The sequence below is a fragment of the Tamilnaduibacter salinus genome (assembly GCF_003096655.1).
GTDB lineage: Bacteria > Pseudomonadota > Gammaproteobacteria > Pseudomonadales > Oleiphilaceae > Tamilnaduibacter > Tamilnaduibacter salinus.
This window is the reverse complement of the sequence record NZ_QEKQ01000002.1, coordinates 88,867-104,044: the sequence shown is the minus strand read 5'-3', so window position 1 is coordinate 104,044 and position 15,178 is coordinate 88,867. Positions and strand designations below refer to the sequence as shown.

Annotated in this window: 15 protein-coding genes and 1 tRNA gene; 9 read left to right on the top strand and 7 right to left on the bottom strand. The window is 59.7% G+C overall.

All coding sequences use genetic code 11. The features are described 5' to 3' along the window. The first annotated feature begins 154 nt into the window (after window positions 1-154). Window positions 155-580, top strand: coding sequence for a protein tyrosine phosphatase family protein (locus C8D92_RS03090; protein ID WP_116918384.1), 426 nt, complete (start codon window positions 155-157; stop codon window positions 578-580). A gap of 63 nt (window positions 581-643) precedes the next feature. Beyond that, window positions 644-1,738, top strand: coding sequence for a ferrochelatase (hemH, locus tag C8D92_RS03085; protein ID WP_095612041.1), 1,095 nt, complete (start codon window positions 644-646; stop codon window positions 1,736-1,738). Between the two features lie 231 nt (window positions 1,739-1,969). On the opposite strand, the gene C8D92_RS03080 is transcribed toward hemH, so the two are convergent. Beyond that, entirely contained in the window at window positions 1,970-2,323 is a 354-nt protein-coding gene (locus C8D92_RS03080; RefSeq protein ID WP_095611785.1) for a hypothetical protein, read from the bottom strand. A gap of 410 nt (window positions 2,324-2,733) precedes the next feature. On the opposite strand from C8D92_RS03080, the gene gabT reads away from it, so the two are divergent. Next, window positions 2,734-4,011, top strand: a complete 1,278-nt coding sequence (gene gabT, locus C8D92_RS03075) for a 4-aminobutyrate--2-oxoglutarate transaminase (protein WP_095611786.1) — start codon at window positions 2,734-2,736, stop codon at window positions 4,009-4,011. A 45-nt stretch (window positions 4,012-4,056) separates the two neighbouring features. Here the strand turns inward: gabT and C8D92_RS03070 are convergent, their stop codons facing one another. After that, complete coding sequence (locus C8D92_RS03070; protein WP_228151259.1) at window positions 4,057-5,667, bottom strand: methyl-accepting chemotaxis protein; 1,611 nt, start codon at window positions 5,665-5,667, stop codon at window positions 4,057-4,059. A gap of 125 nt (window positions 5,668-5,792) precedes the next feature. Here C8D92_RS03070 and C8D92_RS03065 point away from each other — a divergent pair, with 125 nt between their 5' ends. Next, the gene (locus C8D92_RS03065) at window positions 5,793-6,533 is read left to right on the top strand and encodes a 5-oxoprolinase subunit PxpA (protein ID WP_095611787.1); all 741 of its coding nucleotides are present in this window, start codon (window positions 5,793-5,795) and stop codon (window positions 6,531-6,533) included. Between the two features lie 62 nt (window positions 6,534-6,595). Here the strand turns inward: C8D92_RS03065 and C8D92_RS03060 are convergent, their stop codons facing one another. From C8D92_RS03060 to flgA, 3 genes are all read right to left on the bottom strand, one after another. Further along, window positions 6,596-7,066 (bottom strand): flagella synthesis protein FlgN, encoded by a 471-nt coding sequence (locus C8D92_RS03060; RefSeq protein WP_095611788.1) that lies wholly within the window; start codon window positions 7,064-7,066, stop codon window positions 6,596-6,598. 10 nt (window positions 7,067-7,076) lie between these two features. Then, the gene (gene flgM / locus C8D92_RS03055; protein WP_095611794.1) at window positions 7,077-7,409 is read right to left on the bottom strand and encodes a flagellar biosynthesis anti-sigma factor FlgM; all 333 of its coding nucleotides are present in this window, start codon (window positions 7,407-7,409) and stop codon (window positions 7,077-7,079) included. A gap of 175 nt (window positions 7,410-7,584) precedes the next feature. Further along, window positions 7,585-8,298, bottom strand: coding sequence for a flagellar basal body P-ring formation chaperone FlgA (flgA, locus tag C8D92_RS03050; RefSeq protein WP_095611789.1), 714 nt, complete (start codon window positions 8,296-8,298; stop codon window positions 7,585-7,587). Between the two features lie 148 nt (window positions 8,299-8,446). On the opposite strand from flgA, the gene C8D92_RS03045 reads away from it, so the two are divergent. The 3 genes from C8D92_RS03045 (at window position 8,447) to C8D92_RS03035 (ending at window position 10,471) form a co-directional block, all read left to right on the top strand. After that, a complete protein-coding gene (locus C8D92_RS03045) occupies window positions 8,447-9,379 on the top strand; it encodes a chemotaxis protein CheV (RefSeq protein ID WP_095611790.1) in 933 nt (310 codons plus the stop codon). Window positions 9,380-9,423: 44 nt separating this feature from the next. Further along, window positions 9,424-10,254 (top strand): CheR family methyltransferase, encoded by an 831-nt coding sequence (locus C8D92_RS03040; protein ID WP_095611791.1) that lies wholly within the window; start codon window positions 9,424-9,426, stop codon window positions 10,252-10,254. Between the two features lie 128 nt (window positions 10,255-10,382). Continuing rightward, window positions 10,383-10,471, top strand: a tRNA-Ser gene (locus C8D92_RS03035). A gap of 32 nt (window positions 10,472-10,503) precedes the next feature. Here the strand turns inward: C8D92_RS03035 and C8D92_RS03030 are convergent. Next, a complete protein-coding gene (locus C8D92_RS03030) occupies window positions 10,504-11,223 on the bottom strand; it encodes a metallophosphoesterase (protein ID WP_116918383.1) in 720 nt (239 codons plus the stop codon). 296 nt (window positions 11,224-11,519) lie between these two features. Then, complete coding sequence (locus tag C8D92_RS03025; protein ID WP_095610706.1) at window positions 11,520-12,251, bottom strand: cyclic di-GMP-binding domain-containing protein, MshE-related; 732 nt, start codon at window positions 12,249-12,251, stop codon at window positions 11,520-11,522. 348 nt (window positions 12,252-12,599) lie between these two features. On the opposite strand from C8D92_RS03025, the gene mnmC reads away from it, so the two are divergent. Continuing rightward, complete coding sequence (gene mnmC / locus C8D92_RS03020) at window positions 12,600-14,465, top strand: bifunctional tRNA (5-methylaminomethyl-2-thiouridine)(34)-methyltransferase MnmC2/FAD-dependent 5-carboxymethylaminomethyl-2-thiouridine(34) oxidoreductase MnmC1 (RefSeq protein ID WP_095610705.1); 1,866 nt, start codon at window positions 12,600-12,602, stop codon at window positions 14,463-14,465. A gap of 108 nt (window positions 14,466-14,573) precedes the next feature. Then, window positions 14,574-15,173: a CBS domain-containing protein gene (locus tag C8D92_RS03015; protein ID WP_228151146.1), complete on the top strand. Its 600-nt coding sequence runs from the start codon at window positions 14,574-14,576 to the stop codon at window positions 15,171-15,173. Window positions 15,174-15,178: the final 5 nt, after the last annotated feature.

Here is a 15,178-nt window from a genome sequence, read left to right as displayed (position 1 = left end):
CTGGTGCGACAAGGCGAACCGACCACACCGCCTATTTTCCCCGGTAAGCCTCGGGCATCACCGCATCAGGGACTTCTCGTAGGTTCCTGCGGCTCCCATGGGTCATCACATCCGTTACACTGTCGCCAATTACCGATGAATCAAGGAGACGGCGATGAATGTGCACAAACTCGATGATCAGCTGAGCGTGGCCGGGCAGATCGCGCCTGAAGACGTTGCCACCCTTGCCGAAGCCGGATTCCGGACCCTGATCGCCAACCGACCGGACAATGAACAACCCGGCCAGCCGGCGATGGCGGAGATCGCCGAGGCCGCCCGCAATCATGGTATGGCCTGGCACTATCTGCCGGTCCAATCCGGCAATGTGACGGACGATGATGCCGATCAATTCTCTCCATTGCTTGAAAAGGCAGAGGGCCCCATCCTCGCGTTTTGCCGGAGTGGCATGCGGTGCTCCGTGCTCTGGGCGCTATCGCGTGCTGCCACACATGATGCGGATGACCTTCTGGCTACCGCCGGCAGGGCCGGCTATGACCTGACGCCTCTGCGTCCGCGACTCGTCCAACGCCGCCGGGACTGATCCCGGTCAGACGCCCATTCGTAATGGGTGTGACACATCATCACAGTGAGAGGAAAACATCGAATGTCGTATCGGGGGCCAACCGGGTTTCGTCATGACCAACCCGAGAAAACGGGGGTACTGATCACCAACCTGGGCACGCCCGATGCCCCAACCAAATCCGCTCTGCGGCGGTACCTCGGCGAGTTTCTGGCGGACCCACGCGTCGTGGAGGCCCCTCGTCTGCTCTGGCGCCTGATTCTGCACGGCATCATTCTGCGGTTCCGCCCCAAGCGTTCGGCCGAGGCGTACGCCAATGTGTGGGAGCCGGCGGGTTCCCCTCTGCTGACCTATACGGCGGAACAACGAGACCGGCTCAGTGAACGCCTCAGGGCGCGCCACGGTGACGATATCGTGGTCGCCTTCGCCATGCGCTACGGGTCGCCCTCCATCGCCTCGGTACTGGAAGAGCTTCAGCAGCAAGGCGTTCGTCGTCTGCTGGTTCTGCCGCTGTACCCGCAGTATTCGGCCTCCACGACCGCCTCAACCTTTGATGCCATTGCGGCAGACTTCACCCGACGGCGGTGGCTGCCAGAGTTCCGGTTTGTCACGCATTACCACGACCATGAGCCCTATATTGAAGCCATGGCCCGGCACATCGAGACACGCTGGCAGGAGCGCGGCCAACGGCCCCAGAAGCTGATCCTCTCATACCACGGCATTCCCAAGCGCTACCTGCTCAATGGCGACCCGTATCATTGCGAATGCCACAAGACGTCGCGACTTCTCGCCGAGAGGCTGGGGCTGGACGACACAGAGTGGATGACCACGTTTCAGTCCCGCTTCGGTCGTGAGGAGTGGCTGCAGCCGTACACCGACGAGACGATGAAATCCTTGCCGGAACAGGGTGTGACGAGCGTGGATGTGTTCTGTCCCGGGTTTTCATCCGACTGCCTCGAAACCATCGAGGAAATTGATCAGGAGAATCGGGAGTATTTCATGGAGGCCGGGGGCAAGGCGTTTCACTATATCCCTGCGCTCAACGCGGATGAACGCCATATCGAGGCGTTACTGTCACTGGTCGAGAACAACCTCGCCGGATGGCCGCGACCGGAAAGCGATGCGGATGTCCTGCAGAGCCGCCGGCAACGCGCGGCGGCGATGGGGGCCGACGCCTAGGAGTCTGCGCGGTAGAAATTCGCACCGCTGCGACCGCCCCACTGCGGTCCCTTTTGAGCGCTCATTTTCGTTACATAGAACCACTATGCGCCTCAAATGATCGTCAAAATGGCCTCTCAGTGGGACGATCTCGCCTGGCACGATTTCTACCGCGCAGACTCCTAGTTTCCTGGATGCGCAAAAAAAGGGTCGGTGGACACCGACCCTTTTTTCTTTACCCGTAAAGGTTGTCTACGCGACTGCTTCAGCGACGCATCCCAGAGTGCCAAGCTGTTCGCTGATGACCCGGCGAAGCCGGTCTGCATCAACCTCGTACTGGCGTTCGTCCACGAAACCGATCTGCCTCAACACACGAGGCAGAGACAACGTCCGTTCGACAAAGTCCAGATGGGGGATATACCGGTAAACCTGGCCGTCCCGCTCCCAGCTGACCAGTGGTGCGAGGTGGCGCTGACCCGTTGGATCAGCCTGCTTCTGGCTGGCATGTTCGAAGCGCCAGCTGATGTGCAGGTTTTCGATCCGGAAGCGCGATTCCAGGTCCCGTTCGTCGGTCACGCCGACGACGCGTTGAACAACGGTGCTCATAACGAGCCCTCCCTGTCTGTATACCAAAGAAACCCTGATGTTCGGTTCTTGTGGTGGGTCTTCCTGACCACACGCTTGTTGTTAGTATCACTATACGCGCCAACAGGGCCTCTGGAGGAATCCTTCCGGACCAGTGGCCCGTTACGACAAGTCATCAGAGAAGCTGACCGACGCTTGACCCGGAATGACCGCGGGGCCACCTGCTGGCTGTCCGAAAAAATCCTGCGGAAGACTGGTAAAGGCGGTATTGAACACTCTACGTTGTAGGGGTATGACGGTACCTTTGGCCTATGGACGCCTGCGGCCGTCCCCCCATAGACTGATCACAGTTCTGTCCGGCCCCGACGCGGAACACGCCGGCCGCACGGAACACCCGGTAAACCGACGGCATCCCAACGAGGAGAACGCCAATGAACAACGCTGAACTGCAAGCGCTCAAGGAAAAATACGTGGCCTTTGGCGCCGCGAGCCCCAACACCCAGTTTGCCGATCACGCGGAGAACGCCCAGGTCTGGGACGCGGATGGCAAACGGATGATTGATTTTGCCGGGGGGATCGGGGTCCTGAACCTCGGGCACCGCCATCCCAAGGTGGTTGAAGCGGTCAAGAATCAGCTCGACAAGCTGATGCACACCTGCCAGACCGTCATGCCCTACGCGCCATACGTTCAGCTGGCCGAGAAGCTGTGCAGGATTGCCCCGGTGACCGGGGAAAACGCCAAGGCCTGCATGTTCAATGCCGGTGCGGAAGCGCTGGAAAACGCCGTCAAGATCGCCCGGAGTGCGACCGGTCGTTCCGATGTCATTTGTTTTGATGGTGGCTACCACGGGCGCACCCTCATGACTCTGGCCATGACGGGCAAAGTGGCACCCTACAAGAACGATTTCGGACCAATGCCGGGCGGTGTCTATCGCGCCCCCTTCCCGATGCCCTATTACGGCGTCACGGAGGAAGACGCGCTGCGCGGCCTCGAAATGGTCTTCAAGGCCGACACTCCCGCCAAGGACGTCGCCGCCATTGTGGTCGAGGCGGTCCAGGGCGAAGGCGGCTTCCACATTGCCCCGCCGAGTTTCCTGCAGGCGCTGCGCAAGATCTGTGACGACAACGGTATTGCCCTGATCATCGACGAGGTGCAGTCAGGGTTCGGTCGGACCGGCAAGCTGTTTGCCAGTGAACACAGCAACGTGAAAGCGGACATCATGACCATGGCCAAGAGCATGGCCGACGGCATGCCGATTTCCGCCGTCGTTGGGAACGCCAAAATGATGGACGCCTCCGGGCCCAACAGCCTGGGCGGCACCTACAGTGGCTCGCCCACCGCCTGTGCCGCAGCCTGCGCCGCGATCGACGTGATCGAACAGGAGAACATCCTTGAGAAAAGTCAGGCTCTGGGCGAGAAGCTGAATAAGCGCTTCCATCAATGGCAGAACGAGTTTGCCTATGTGGATAATGCGCGGAATCTCGGGCCGATGGCCGCCTTTGACCTGGTGAAGGACAAGGATTCGCGTCAGCCCGATGCGGAAAAAGCCGGCGCACTGACCAAAAAAGCCAAGGAAAAGGGGCTGATCCTGCTCAACTGCGGCCTCTGGGGCAACGGCATCCGGTTCCTGATGCCCGTCACCATCGAAGACGAGCTGCTTGAGGAAGGCCTCAGTATCGTTGAAGAGAGCCTGCGCGAATTGGGCTGATGCCCTGCTGCCTGCCCGGGGCCGACGTCCCGGGCAGGTATTCCCTCACTGGATGCGGAATTGCGCCGATAGGCCTCTTAGTGATTCCGCCTGTTCCCGCAGCTGAGCGCCCACCCGCGACGTCTCACGAACGTTATCCTCGAGACCTTGTGTCTGCGCCGCAAGCCCGCGGGTCCGTTCACTCACGCGGTCTGCTTCGGAGCGCTGGTCGCCGATGGCCTGATTGACCTCGGCGCTTGATGACTTGAGTTCCGAGAACGTGCTCGCCAGAGATGTCAGGTGTTCTTTCAGACTTGCCAGCGCCTCATGATTGGTCTGGCCCGCTTCTCTCGTCTCTGAGAGCCGTCCGTGGGCGTTATCGACCTGCCGAACAAGCTGATCCACCCACTGGCGGATCTGCTCGGTCGATTCCGAGGTCCTCCGGGACAGACTCCGCACCTCGTCGGCAACCACGGCGAAACCACGGCCGTGTTCACCAGCTCGGGCCGCTTCAATAGCCGCATTGAGCGCCAGCAGATTGGTCTGTTCGGCGATCTCTGCAATGACACTGACCACCTGCTCGATGCGCTCACTATCGCCTCGAAGTGCTTCGATTGACTGGGCGACCCGCTCAATGATTTCAACGGTACGCTCAGCGGCGGCTTCACTGTCCACCAGTGTGCGCTGAACCTCCTGATTGCCATCGACTGCCTCCGTCACGCGTCGAATGGAGTAATCCGCGGAGGCCTCGATGCTCGCGGTCCCGCCGGCGATCACGCTCATCGAATCAGCAACACCACGCACTTGGTGGCTGGCCTCTGAAGCCGCATCACTGAGCGACTCAGCCTGCTGATCGAGATCCACTGCGCGTCCCTCGAGCGTGTGGGCCGCCGAACGCACGTCACCAATGAATGCGGAAACCTGTGACAGCAGATCGTTTACCGCCTGCTCGACAGCCGACACCTCGTCCCGGCCGCCAACGCGATAGCGAGGCGTCAGATCATTGCTACGGGCCATTTCTTCCAGACTATCGGCAATAACGCGCAGGCGGCGAATCACTGCATGGCGCAACCACCAGGTCAGCAGAACGATGGTCAGCAAGCCAAAGCCTGCGCCCCACCGGATGACCTGTTTCCGCGTATCCAGATAGGCGATCAGTGCGTTGGCGCCCTGCTCCGTCTTCTCCCGGCCAATGGTGAGCTCTTCCCGGATCGCGGAAATGACAGGGTCCATTGCCGGATAGAGCTCGAAATCAACGACTTTGCCGGCCGAGTAGTAACTCCGCTCTTCAATGCTTTTCTGCAGCGTATCAAGGAACGTCATCACCTTCTGACGTGCTTCCGAGTGGGATGCCACCCAGTCCGCCAGCCGCGGATTCGATGCCGCGGCCTGCCACTGCTCGCGAATGTCAGCCTGAAGGGCCCGGAAGCGTTTGTCGATGTCGTCCCAAAGCATCAGTTGAGACTTGATCCGGTAAGAAAGGTCCATCAGCGCGTAATGGCTACGGCTCATGTCATTCAACAGCCAGACATCGGTCATGTCCTCACGGACCAGTTGGCGGGTCTCGTCGCCGGCACGGGACGACATGTTTGTCGAGAGCCAAACAAGCGTGACGATTGAGACGATCGAAAACGTTGCAAACAACAGGATTCGCCAGCGTACCGTCAAAGCCATCATCCACCACCTCCAGAACGACGATGCACTTCCACGATATGACGAACATGTGACATTTCTGTGTCAGGCGCTCCAAGCGTCATTCGCTGGCCCTTCCCTGCAGGCCGGGTGAAACGTACCCTGATACCATGAAACTGAACTGCGATCTTGGTGAAAGCTTCGGCGCATGGACCATGGGGCGGGATGAGGACGTCATGCCGCTGATTGATATGGCCAATGTGGCCTGCGGTTTTCACGCCTCCGACCCCACCATCATGCACCGAACGGTTGAACTGGCCGTGTCCCACAATGTGGTGATTGGCGCTCACCCGGCCTATCTCGACCTACACGGCTTTGGCCGACGCTCGATCCCTCACACTGCGGAGCAGGTCCGGGCCCTGATCTGGTACCAGGTTGGTGCGCTACAGGGAATCTGCCGCGCCCACGGGGCGACCGTTCAATACGTCAAACCCCACGGGGCGCTCAACAATGACATGATGCGGGACGACGACCTGCTTCAGTCCGTCATGGATGCCATCGCCACGTACGACCGCCGGCTGAGTCTGATGATGCCGGTGACCACACGATACGAAGCACACCAATCAATGGCTGATGAACGGGGACTGTCACTGATTCTCGAAGCCTTTGCGGACAGGGCCTATGACGACGAAGGGCAACTGGTCTCGCGACGTGAACCGAACGCAGTTCATCACGACCCGGATAAGATCGTTCGCCAGGCTGTCGGATTTGCGGAGTACGATGGCGTGGAAAGCCATAGCGGCCAGTGGCTGACACTACCGGCCACAAGCCTCTGTGTTCACGGAGACAATGAGCAATCGCTGGCGGCCGTCAGGTCCATACGGGACGCTCTGGGTACGAGAAGGGCCTGAGCGCAAGGCACCGCGACGACCGGAGGGGAGGCGGTCACCGCGGAGTGGAATCATCAGGGGGATCAGGCGCTGGCAAGCACGTTCGTGTGACTGACCGAGGTGGACTGGCCGCGCTCGCCATAGAGCTTCGCCTGATCGGAGGCACCACGAATGATGTCGGTCAGACGCCCCAGTCGTTGCTGGAGGTGACCGATGATACGCCCGTTGACCCCATTGCGTTCTTGGCAGTGTCGAAGCCGCTGGTCGGCCTCCTGCCAGAGCTGGCTCAGGTCGGCCATGCCCGCTGATCGAATAAAGCGTGAAGGCTGCCCCTGTTTCGGGTCGTAGCCCATAGCCACGAGCGTGTGAATCTTCTGTTTTGCGCGCTCGCGAACCCCTGATAGAAGCTGATCTTTGTGTTTCGTCAGCGCCTCAAGCTCCCGAGCCTGACCCGCTTTCAGTGCGTCCCGCTCTTTTTCGAGCAACGCGGAAAGCTGATCCAGTTGTTGAACGTCCTGCTGAAGCAGTTTTTTCAGATCATCGACCGCAGCCATGATTCATACCTCACCCAAAGATACCCTGATCCTCATCAAGCATCTTCTGGGCCAGTTTTTCGGCATCCACCTTATAGCTGCCATCTTCGAGCGCCGCCCGAATCTCGGCGACCCGCGCGTCGTCCACTTCCGGGTACTCCGCCAGCCGGCTTTCCAGCGACTTTAGTGCCTTTGACTGATCACTCAGGCTGACACTGTCCGCACGGGCACCGGAAGACTGCTTCGCCGCGGTATCCGACGCAGGCTGCTGGGACGTCCTAGGCGCATTGCCCGTCTTATCGGTGGCGTTCCCGGTGCGATTATTCGGTTGCCCGGGACCCACTCCATTGAAATCCACTGTCATTGTCTCACTCTGCCCATCTGGTGTCTGTTCTGGCCCGGTTTCCATCAAACCGTTACCGGGAATCGATAGTCTCTGGTGGACATATCGGCCACCACCCAACACTCTTTAGTGCCTACTCTCAAAATCCGGCATATTTTTGCCGCTAACGGCCATCCACTGCCGCGGCGCATGGCGATCACATCGGTATCTCGACCCTGCCCGGCGCCACGACACGCGCGCGAACCGTCCTTGACGACGATAGATTCTCGACCATTACCTGCTCGCCCGTCTGGGCATTACCCAGTGCCTTCCCCCGGGAGCGCACACGGAAGGCCCCCGAACCGGCGCTGATCATAACATGGTCACCCCGGGCCACTGCGTCTGGCTCTGACAGCAAGCGCGGCGTCAGCACCGTGCCGGTGCTCACTGGCCGGTCGAGCCTCATACCCACAACTGACGAGAGGTCGCGAATCGCCCCCTCGCGCACACCGTTGATCATGACCTGCTCCTCGCGGACCATGGATCGCGTCAGCCGGGTATTCCGGCCCAGCGCTCTGGAGGCGACGTAGGCCGGACCGTGAATCTTTACCCTTGCCGACAGGAACAGGCGCCAGGGCCGTTCGCCCTCGCACCGGACTTCCAGTGTCTGACGATCCGAACGAAACGGATCACGGGCAAACGACACAGCCATTGCCTCCCGGCAGGGGGCAAGATTCAACCGGTCATCCAGGGCACCAACCTCATAACGCACATCAAATCCCTCCTCCGCCTGGGCATCGGCAAACCCCGATAAAAACTCATCCGCCTCGGCACGAATCTGAGACGGAGTGGTTCCCGACTCTGTGGCGTTAACGGCAACCGCGACGATAAGCATCAGGCCTGACAAAATGTTGGCAATGGGACTGCGCATTTTTCCTCGAATGTCCTATGCTGACGGTAATCGGCAATGGTTGGCCGGGGCCGCGTCAATGGCCTGTCGGTCCAGCCTGCTGTCGAGATGAAATGCAATTACAGTGCCGTTCTGGCGCACGACACACTGGTAATCAACAGGTAGTGGTATGGCCGGTCTTCTGGACAACGTCAATCAACGAACCCAACTCGTTGGCAAAAACAGGTTGGAGCTTTTGCTCTTTCACCTACGATCCCGTCAGAAGTTTGGAATTAACGTCTTCAAAGTCAAAGAGGTGCTCCTGTGCCCACCCCTGTCGTCACTTCCTGAAAGCGAGGCAGTTGTCCGAGGCGTTGCTCATATCCGTGGGGAAACGATCTCAATCATTGATTTGGGGTTCGCCATTGGGTTGCCTCCAATGAAAGAGGAGAACCTCAGTTCCAGTTTCGTCATCATCACAGAGTACAACCGACGAACTCAGGGCTTTCTCGTCAATTCGGTGGACCGCATAGCAAACCTCAACTGGGAAGAGGTCGCCCCGCCACCCGAGGGTGCCGGAAAAGATGTCTACCTCACTGCAGTCACAAAAATAGAAGATCAACTCGTGGAGATTATTGACGTTGAGAAAGTTCTCGCGGACGTCACCCCCTTGAGAGAGGATGTTGACGAGTCCATCGTTGCGAAGGGCAGCGAAACCGATCGCTCCGACAGCCTGCCGATTCTCGTTGTTGATGATTCAATGATTGCCCGGCGCCAAGTAGAGCGATGCCTGAACGCGGTGGGTATGTCAGTGATAACCATGAATGATGGTCGCCAGGCACTCGACTATCTCAATACCCTGACAGCGGACGGCTCCCGGGCGACAGACCACATCGCCATGATGATTTCGGACGTTGAAATGCCGGAGATGGATGGCTATACGTTGGTTAGCCGCTGCAAGGAATCGCCTCAGTTAAACGACCTGTACGCCATGCTACACACCTCATTGAGTGGCGTGTTCAATGGCAACATGGTAAAAAAGGTCGGCGCTGACGACTTCATGGCAAAGTTCAGCCCCGATGAACTGGCTGAACGCGTCATGACGATTCTCGACCAGGCATAACGACAACGAATCCGCTGCCATATCTCAATCACCGCAGAGACCGAATGAAATCAGAGATCACTCAACAGGAATATGACGCATTCAAGACATTCCTGCAGGATGCCTGTGGCATCCTCCTTGGTGACAACAAACAGTATCTGGTCAAAAGCCGCCTTCGCAAAATCATGGAAGAGAACGAGCTCGGCTCTTTAGGCGAACTACTCAAACGCCTGCAACGATCCAGTCGGGAGCCTCTTCGGGAGACGGTCATTGATGCAATGACCACCAACGAGACGCTTTGGTTCCGGGACAATCATCCGTTTCGAATCCTTAACGAAAAGATCCTTCCGGAGTTCGCGGAGACACATGCCAACCAGCCAGTCCGCATCTGGTCTGCTGCTTGCTCGACCGGTCAGGAACCCTATTCGATCGCTATGGCAATTGATGAGTTTCGCCGTAAGAATCCTGGCAAGCTCCGCGGCGACATCCGCATCGTCGCGACGGACATATCCCGGAGCGTTCTGGACGTTGCCCGACACGGCGAATACGAGATGCTTGCGATCGGCCGAGGCCTCTCGCCGGAACGGCAGAAAAACTACTTTACTGCAACCCGCAATGGCGGCTGGCAGGTCAAGCCTGCCATACGAAGCATGGTGGAGTTCAAAGAACTGAATCTGCTGGACCGTTACCTTCTAGGCAAGTTCGACATCGTCTTCTGTCGTAATGTCCTCATCTACTTTTCCGCCGACCTCAAGAAGGACATTCTGACCCGCATGCATGGCACGCTGAACCGCCAGGGATACCTGATCCTCGGTGCATCGGAGTCACTCAACGGCCTGCCCACACTCTACGAAATGGTCCAGTGCCACCCGGGAATTATTTATCGGGCGAAATAACACGCAAACGGTTGCGTCGACGCGGAAAAACCATTAGAGTTTGCGCCCTCAGATCGGGGCAGCCACCCAGACAAGCGCCACGGTGGACCAGCCCGATCCTCCCATCCTTGGGAAGACAATCAGGTTCTGGAGAGGTGTCCGAGCGGTCGAAGGAGCGCGCCTGGAAAGCGCGTGTACGTTCTGCGTACCGAGGGTTCGAATCCCTCCCTCTCCGCCAATACAAAACCCCAGCCATCGGCTGGGGTTTTTTTATTGTCTCCGAGGTCGGTGACCGCTCTCCCGGGCCAACACCTCTTCCAACCTGACCACCGTCAGATACCCCCGCTCCAGAAACGCTCCCGTATCGATGTACATCAGATTACCGGCGGACAGCGGTTCTTCCAGCGGCGTGTGGCCGACAATGACCCGGTCGATCCCGTCGACCCAGGGAACATATCCCGGCTCTCTGGACAGACGGGAGATGGTGGCACGGCTCCACAACGCTTCGTGACGCCCTTCTTCGGTTTCCAGTGACTGCGCTAGACGTGACCAGTCATGGCCTGGCACTTCCGCATGAATCACACCGACCCGCCGGGACCCAACACAGACCTCAATCGCATCCGGCAACCGGGCACGGCGTTGCAACACACCCCGTGTGAGTTCCTGCCAGTCATAGTCCAACGACCAGTCGCCCCCGTTGCGAAACCAAAGAAGTGCCTCAGCACTCCCGAGCCCCGCACTCAGGGCCTCCATCATCATCTGCTCGTGGTTCCCCAGGCAGGCGTAAAACCAGGGCTCGTCGAGCAGGCAAAAACAGCCCATGGAATCCGGCCCCCGGTCGACCAGGTCGCCGACACTGATCAGGCGATCGGCGTTGTGGTCAAACCCGATCTCTTCCAGGCTCCTCATCAGGGCGTCATAGCCGCCATGAAGGTCGCCGACAACATAGTCACGACCGCTCTCATTGGTTGCCAATGCCAGAATGGACATCAACCCCCTCCTTTAAGCCTGCCTCCAAAACATGACACGGACGCCGGAAGGGCGTCTCAGAACAATGTTACCGCTTACGACGAAAAGAATGGCTTTGATAGGCGCAAAGCAAAGACAACACTTAGGGTTGGCGGCAGTCGATGAACAAGCGTTGGACCGAAAAAACGGGGGTTTTCAGGGAAGGGACAGCCCAAACGCCCGCGAGCGGGGCAAGAAAATGCTCGCAATCCATTGACCGAATCCGAAATCGCCATGAACGGCCCCCCGGCGACCCGATGGATCGCCGGGGGGCCGGTTTACGGGCGTGTCCGAATCGTCACATGGGAACCTTCGCTAAAGTGAATGCCGTGAAGGCTGACATTACCCAGCGAAGCACCCCGTGATCCGCTGACGCGGATGTTGTTCATTGAGATCGTGTCGATGCGCTCGGGCAGAGCCATGCGCAGCCCACCATCAGCAAGCACCGTGTACTCGGCTTCTCCACCCCGGTAATGCACACCAGAGATCGTGAGATCCGAATCCAGAAAGTTGAGGATGGGAACAAACGTGTGGGCTGCCAGTTCAATGCCCTCCACCGGGTCGGCTTCAATTGGTTCACCCGTCTCGGCATCCTCAGCCATTGAGGCCAGAGCGTCAACGTGCGCCATCAGGCTGCCCCGGGCCGATACGTCAGACAGGTCGTCCTCGCTTAACGGCGTGAAGCCCTGTTTTGATAGCATCTGAGCCGATTGGGTTGCGGCGTTCGCCGGGGCGGGTGCGGTCGCTGCAAACGTCACCACCGGCTGGAGCGGCAACGTGAACATCGCGACAAATGCGGCGGCATTCCGGTAGCGACTCTGATGCTTGAGAACCCGCGACAGCTCGCGCTCGCTGATGACACCCCGGGCCACCAGCAACTCCCCCAGGCGTATCCCCTCGGCCTGCTGCTCGGCCAGCGCCTGCTCAAGCTGTCCCTCGTCAATCAGACCCCGATTGACGAGCAAACGCCCCAGGCGGGACTTTTCGATCTGCCCCTGATGTTGTTTCACCCTTGCCTCCTTTTTGGACACATGTCGACTGGGAATCTCGGCTCCGGTACGACACGGCTCCGGAAGCAAACAATGGTGTCTCCTCGCTTCGAGGAACCCTTTAACCAGTAAAGCATGCGTCGCCCAAACCTGCCTGTACAGAAACAGTTCGCCACGGAGTGTTTCCCAAGGTGACAGGCCGCAACGCGACTTCTCCCAGTGTTGCGAGAAGCGCCAGACACGGCGCTCTGGTAACATCCCGTTCAGCCCATGTAAGCACGATGATCAGCAGACCACGAGTGGCGGATTCAAAAATTTTGTCAATCCTCCGGAGAATGCCAACTCGTTCACCTTAACGACGGAGCCGGAATGAGCCAGGAGATCCCGCGACCACCTCGAATTGAAACGGCCGAACTGGACTGGCGGGACGGTCAGCCCGTGTCTTCACAGTTCGGCGATGTCTACTTCAGCCGGGATGACGGATTAGCCGAGACGCGTTATGTGTTCCTCAAACAGAACCGGCTACCGGAGCGTTTTCGCGCCCTGTCCGGCGGGCACTTTGTGGTAGCGGAGACCGGCTTTGGAACCGGGCTCAACTTCCTCGCCACCTGGGCTCTATGGTGTGAGCACGCCCCGGCAGAGGCGACTCTCCACTTCGTCTCCGTTGAGCGGTATCCGCTGTCCGTTGACGATCTGCAACGCGCCCTTTCGATCTGGCCAGAGCTTGCGGACCTTGTGGGGCCACTGGCCAACCAGTATCCACCGGCAATCCACGGCCTACATCGACTGGTATTCAATGGCGGTCGGGTTCACCTGTCCCTCTATTTCGGGGACGCGTTGAACGCCTTTCGTGATATGGCGTTTCAGGCCGACGCATGGTTTCTCGACGGATTTGCCCCGGCCTGCAATCCGGATCTCTGGGAAGAACAACTGCTGGACGCCATTGCGCGCCACAGCGGAGCGGGGACCTCCATCGCCACGTTCACCGCCGTCGGCGCGGTTCGTCGGGCGCTGCAGGCCAGGGGCTTTGAAATGCGCAAGGTACCCGGCTTCGGCCGCAAACGGGAAATGCTGGCCGGTGACATCCCAGTCGGTGCAGCCCGTGCTCTTGGCACTGAACCCGTTACGGTTATTGGTGCCGGTATCGCCGGTGCACTGGTGGCCTATCAGCTTGCACGCCGAGGGATCGATGTCACGGTTCTGGAACAGGGCGACCGACCGGCTCAAGGCGCGTCCGGCAACGCCCAGGGCGCGTTGTACATCAAGCCCGGCGTCGATTACTCACCGGAAACCGAACTGGCGCTGCACGCCCTGCTCTACGCCCAGCGCTTCTACGGACAATTGGGGGGGGATGACACGGTCGATGCGCCCTGGCACCCAACCGGCGTCCTGCTGCTGGCCACCAACGACCAGGAACGGGACCGCCAGGATCGGCTGCTGGCACGGAATGACTACCCATCGTCAGTCATGCGACCCGTGGGTGCGGCGAATGCCTCCCGACTCGCCGGCATCGACCTGATGGCGGGTGGTCTCTGGTTTCCTCGAAGCGGCTGGCTCAACCCGCCGGCGTTGTGCCGACGGTTGCTCGGGCACTCGCGGATCACCATCCGATATCGTTCACATGTTGATCGCGTTGAACCAACGCCCGAAGGAGAGCGTCTCACACTCAGGGACGGTACGGTCTGGACAACCTCGACGGTGATCCTGGCCGGCGGCGATCAGACCCCCCAGTGGCTACCCGGCGGTCCATCCGCGTACCGGTTTCGCCCGATTCGCGGCCAGATTTCCCGTGTTTCAGCCGACCGGATTGCCACCCCCTCCACGGTACTGTGCGGGACCGGCTACCTGTGCCCTCGACTCCAGGGCCAGACGACCTTTGGCGCCACCTTCGATCTGCACGAGACCGATACCCGCGTCACCGCGAAAGGTCATGAGAAGAATCTGGACCACCTTGAAACCATGGTGGCCGCGCCCTGGTCGGAAAATGGCCGTCCCGGCCCGGAGGCCATGACCGGTCGCGTCGGGTTTCGCGCCACCACACATGACCGGCAACCGGTCGCCGGCAACGTTCGCCCAACCTGTTTTGTTCTGACCGGTCTTGGTAGCAAGGGCCTGGCCTATGCCCCCCTGCTTTCGGAATGGATAGCGGACGGGGTGACCGGACAGCCGGCCTGCCTGCTCCAATCGCAGTCACAACGGCTTACGTTGACTCGGTGCCGGCATAAGGGCAGTTGAAGAAAAGCGCCCTATGGCCGATAAACGTCTCAGGGACCAGGGAAAGGGTTCCACGAACGCGTGCGGGAGACAATAATGCCAGTATTTGTGACAGACCCCGGACCGCCAGTGCCAACGCGACTACCCGAAGCGTTTCGGGGACGGCATGTTGGCGTGGTCGACGAGCTGAATGAAACACAGAAGGCTCATGCGGCGCGGGATGAGCCCATTGATCCGAATGCAGAGCGGGATCAGCAGACGCTGGCCCGGCGGGCCCTGCGCGAATACGGCGAGCAGTCCGACGCGGACCCGGGCGACGACGCGGCGTACCTGCCGGTCTCAAGCCTCGCCAGCGAGCACGTTCTGGCTTTGCCGGCGACCGCCTCGTTACCGGATGGCCTGACGACGATGGACAGCGGCTCGGTGCATCACCTCGTCATTACGGCGGAGGGTCACGTTGCCGGTCTCGTGGACCAGCGCTGGGTACTGGAAACATTGCGCTCTTATTCTGGCGATGAACGACTGGCGACATTCCAGAGTATTGAGTTGCCACCCTTCCTGACCGCCACACCGGAGACCGATGCCCATCAGCTCGCCCGCCTGATGCTCGCCCATCAACTCGACGCCGCACTGGTGATCGGCTCCAACGGTGAAGCCAGCGGGCTCGTGACGGCAACCGACTTTCTGCGCCGCTATGCCCAGGCCAGCGAACAGGAAGGAGACGCCTGATGCCC

What these genes read in the sequence shown, in the direction of transcription:
- C8D92_RS03090 (WP_116918384.1), top strand. Translation starts at nt 155, where the DNA reads ATGAATGTGCACAAACTCGATGATCAGCTGAGCGTGGCCGGGCAGATC.
- hemH (WP_095612041.1), top strand. Translation starts at nt 644, where the DNA reads ATGTCGTATCGGGGGCCAACCGGGTTTCGTCATGACCAACCCGAGAAA.
- C8D92_RS03080 (WP_095611785.1), bottom strand. Translation starts at nt 2,323, where the DNA reads ATGAGCACCGTTGTTCAACGCGTCGTCGGCGTGACCGACGAACGGGAC.
- gabT (WP_095611786.1), top strand. Translation starts at nt 2,734, where the DNA reads ATGAACAACGCTGAACTGCAAGCGCTCAAGGAAAAATACGTGGCCTTT.
- C8D92_RS03070 (WP_228151259.1), bottom strand. Translation starts at nt 5,667, where the DNA reads ATGATGGCTTTGACGGTACGCTGGCGAATCCTGTTGTTTGCAACGTTT.
- C8D92_RS03065 (WP_095611787.1), top strand. Translation starts at nt 5,793, where the DNA reads ATGAAACTGAACTGCGATCTTGGTGAAAGCTTCGGCGCATGGACCATG.
- C8D92_RS03060 (WP_095611788.1), bottom strand. Translation starts at nt 7,066, where the DNA reads ATGGCTGCGGTCGATGATCTGAAAAAACTGCTTCAGCAGGACGTTCAA.
- flgM (WP_095611794.1), bottom strand. Translation starts at nt 7,409, where the DNA reads ATGACAGTGGATTTCAATGGAGTGGGTCCCGGGCAACCGAATAATCGC.
- flgA (WP_095611789.1), bottom strand. Translation starts at nt 8,298, where the DNA reads ATGCGCAGTCCCATTGCCAACATTTTGTCAGGCCTGATGCTTATCGTC.
- C8D92_RS03045 (WP_095611790.1), top strand. Translation starts at nt 8,447, where the DNA reads ATGGCCGGTCTTCTGGACAACGTCAATCAACGAACCCAACTCGTTGGC.
- C8D92_RS03040 (WP_095611791.1), top strand. Translation starts at nt 9,424, where the DNA reads ATGAAATCAGAGATCACTCAACAGGAATATGACGCATTCAAGACATTC.
- C8D92_RS03030 (WP_116918383.1), bottom strand. Translation starts at nt 11,223, where the DNA reads ATGTCCATTCTGGCATTGGCAACCAATGAGAGCGGTCGTGACTATGTT.
- mnmC (WP_095610705.1), top strand. Translation starts at nt 12,600, where the DNA reads ATGAGCCAGGAGATCCCGCGACCACCTCGAATTGAAACGGCCGAACTG.